This window comes from Citrobacter sp. S55_ASV_140, assembly GCF_018919505.1.
GTDB classification, from domain to species: Bacteria; Pseudomonadota; Gammaproteobacteria; order Enterobacterales; family Enterobacteriaceae; genus Citrobacter; species Citrobacter werkmanii.
Genome location: NZ_JAHLQZ010000324.1, coordinates 1 through 2,655 on the forward strand (window position 1 = coordinate 1; position 2,655 = coordinate 2,655).

The following is a 2,655-nucleotide window of genomic DNA, read 5'->3' on the forward strand; positions in this document are numbered from 1 at the left end:
GCTGGAAGAAGTGCAATCTATTTGTCCGCCGCATGTCACTATTATGCAGGTACGTCAGGGGCTGGCTAAAGGTCTGGGTCACGCAGTATTGTGCGCGCACCCGGTTGTTGGCGATGAACCGGTTGCGGTTATTCTGCCAGACGTAATTCTGGATGAATATGAATCAGATTTATCCCGTGAAAACCTCGCCGAAATGATTCATCGTTTTGATGAAACCGGCAGCAGCCAGATTATGGTCGAGCCCGTAGAAGATGTTACCGCTTATGGCGTAGTGGATTGTAAAGGCGTTGAATTAGCGCCGGGCGAAAGCGTGCCGATGGTTGGCGTTGTTGAAAAGCCGAAAGCGAATGTTGCGCCATCTAATTTGGCAGTCGTGGGCCGCTATGTTCTCAGTGCGGATATCTGGCCTCTGCTGGCAAAAACGCCTCCGGGAGCGGGCGACGAAATTCAGCTCACAGACGCTATCGATATGCTGATTGAAAAAGAAACGGTTGAAGCCTATCACATGAAGGGCAAAAGCCATGACTGTGGTAATAAGCTGGGCTATATGCAGGCGTTCGTTGAATATGGTATTCGCCATAATACCCTCGGCGCTGAATTTAAAGCCTGGCTGGAAGAAGAGATGGGTATTAAGAAGTAACCGCCAGTAATTATCAGGTCAGAGCGGCGCTGTTAATCCAGCGCCGTTTTTTTTATACCTAATCCGGGTAGGGGCCATGCGAAGTACAGGTAAAAAAAATCCCGCCAGTGGCGGGATTTTAAGCAAACCATTTCTGAATTATTCCTTGATCAGGAAATCGTCCAGTTGTTTACCTTGTTCTTCCATCGCTTTTTTGATCACAGCCGGTGTACGACCCTGGCCAGTCCAGGTTTTAGTTTCACCGTTTTCGTCAACATAGCTATATTTAGCCGGACGCGCAGCGCGTTTAGCTTTGGTGCCAGATTTAACAGCAGCCATGCTATTCAGCAGCTCGTTCGGATCAATACCGTCAGCAATCAGCATTTCACGATATTGTTGCAGTTTACGAGTACGTTCTTCAACTTCAGCAGCGGCAGCGCTTTCTTCTTCACGACGCTCGCTAACTACAACTTCTAATTTTTCCAGCATTTCTTCAAGCGTTTCCAGAGTACATTCTCTTGCCTGCGCACGAAGAGTACGGATGTTGTTCAGAATTTTAAGTGCTTCGCTCATTGTAGTAATCTCAAACTTATATTGGGGGTGGTTTGTTGAGCTAATAATAGAGCGATAATTTCAGTTGTGCAATAGCCAGGAATGTAAGGAATTCAAAATTGCGCTTTATTTAGTATCAGAATTAATTCCTCTGTCTTAAATTCTCCGTGATGTTGGGCATAAAAAAGGCTTATTGGCGGGGGGGCTTCTCAACGGTTGAGAGTAAAAATTCAAGATTCAGGTCACATTTTATCGTGTTCAAATAGTATCACTTTGCAGTGATTTCAACCTTTTGTATTAGTTTTGCTTACGTGAATTCGCTATTACATGGCGGCGGTGGGGCGATTCAATAACAATAAGGGAACGGTTTCTTAATTGTCGACCCTTGATAAGCGAGGCCGATCAATTTCATGAGCACTATTTGTGAAAGAATGTGTATATACGGTTCAGCCCCAGCCTGTTTGGGTTAAGACGTCGCGCTATCATACTCCCAGCCATAAAGAGCACCTGCATTCTCTGGTTATTAAGGCGGCGCTGAGCGAGTCGGTACGCTTCTTTATACGTCTTTCGGGACAACGCTGCACCGACATGTTCGTGAAATATGCTACAATCCCGCCCATATTTATTTCCCCAGATGAGGGCCTACGGTCAATGGCACAGCTATATTTTTACTATTCTGCAATGAATGCCGGTAAGTCGACTGCATTGCTGCAATCTTCGTACAATTATCAGGAACGTGGAATGCGCGCTGTAGTATATACAGCGGAAATTGATGACCGTTTTGGCACTGGAAAAGTAAGTTCACGTATAGGTCTGTCGTCACCTGCAAAATTGTTTAACCAAAATTCATCATTGTTCGAAGAGATTCGCGCCGACAATGCGCAGCAAAGAATTCACTGTGTACTGGTTGATGAGTCTCAGTTTCTGACGCGACAACAGGTTTATGAATTATCTGAAGTTGTCGATCGGCTGGATATTCCCGTGTTGTGTTACGGTTTACGCACCGATTTTCGTGGTGAGCTATTCTGCGGCAGTGAATACCTGCTTGCGTGGTCAGATAAGCTGGTTGAATTAAAAACTATTTGCTTCTGTGGCCGTAAGGCCAGCATGGTGCTACGTCTTGATCAGGCCGGAAGACCTTTTAACGAAGGCGAGCAGGTGGTTATAGGCGGAAACGAGCGCTATGTGTCGGTATGCCGTAAGCATTATAAGCAAGCGCAGTCTGAAGGCTCTCTGACGGCAATACAAGAACGACACAGCCACGATTAACCCTATGCGCTTCTGGGCGCTTATAAACACAGGGTAGGCCACAACTATTCATGCGTGTCTCTACCCTGTCACACGCTCTTCTGACGCCATCCTGGCTTCCTCCCTGCAAGTAATCTCACCAGGCCATATCTCACAAGTGGTTGAGTCAGGTATTACCTGATTTTGGTCGTGTAAGGTACAAAAAAAACGGTCCCGAAAAGGGACCGTTTATAGTC

General features: G+C 46.3%; 3 protein-coding genes. 2 read left to right on the plus strand and 1 reads right to left on the minus strand.

From position 1 onward, the window contains the following. The coding region (locus KQJ18_RS23210) for a sugar phosphate nucleotidyltransferase (RefSeq protein ID WP_216422860.1) at positions 1–640 on the plus strand (640 nt) is incomplete at its 5' end. A 138-nt stretch (positions 641–778) separates the two neighbouring features. Here the strand turns inward: KQJ18_RS23210 and hns are convergent. Continuing rightward, positions 779–1,192: a histone-like nucleoid-structuring protein H-NS gene (gene hns, locus KQJ18_RS23215; protein ID WP_003020723.1), complete on the minus strand. Its 414-nt coding sequence runs from the start codon at positions 1,190–1,192 to the stop codon at positions 779–781. A gap of 630 nt (positions 1,193–1,822) precedes the next feature. On the opposite strand from hns, the gene tdk reads away from it, so the two are divergent. Then, the gene (gene tdk, locus KQJ18_RS23220) at positions 1,823–2,440 is read left to right on the plus strand and encodes a thymidine kinase (protein ID WP_038641106.1); all 618 of its coding nucleotides are present in this window, start codon (positions 1,823–1,825) and stop codon (positions 2,438–2,440) included. Positions 2,441–2,655 lie beyond the last annotated feature (215 nt).

What these genes read in the sequence shown, in the direction of transcription:
- hns (WP_003020723.1), bottom strand. Translation starts at nt 1,192, where the DNA reads ATGAGCGAAGCACTTAAAATTCTGAACAACATCCGTACTCTTCGTGCG.
- tdk (WP_038641106.1), top strand. Translation starts at nt 1,823, where the DNA reads ATGGCACAGCTATATTTTTACTATTCTGCAATGAATGCCGGTAAGTCG.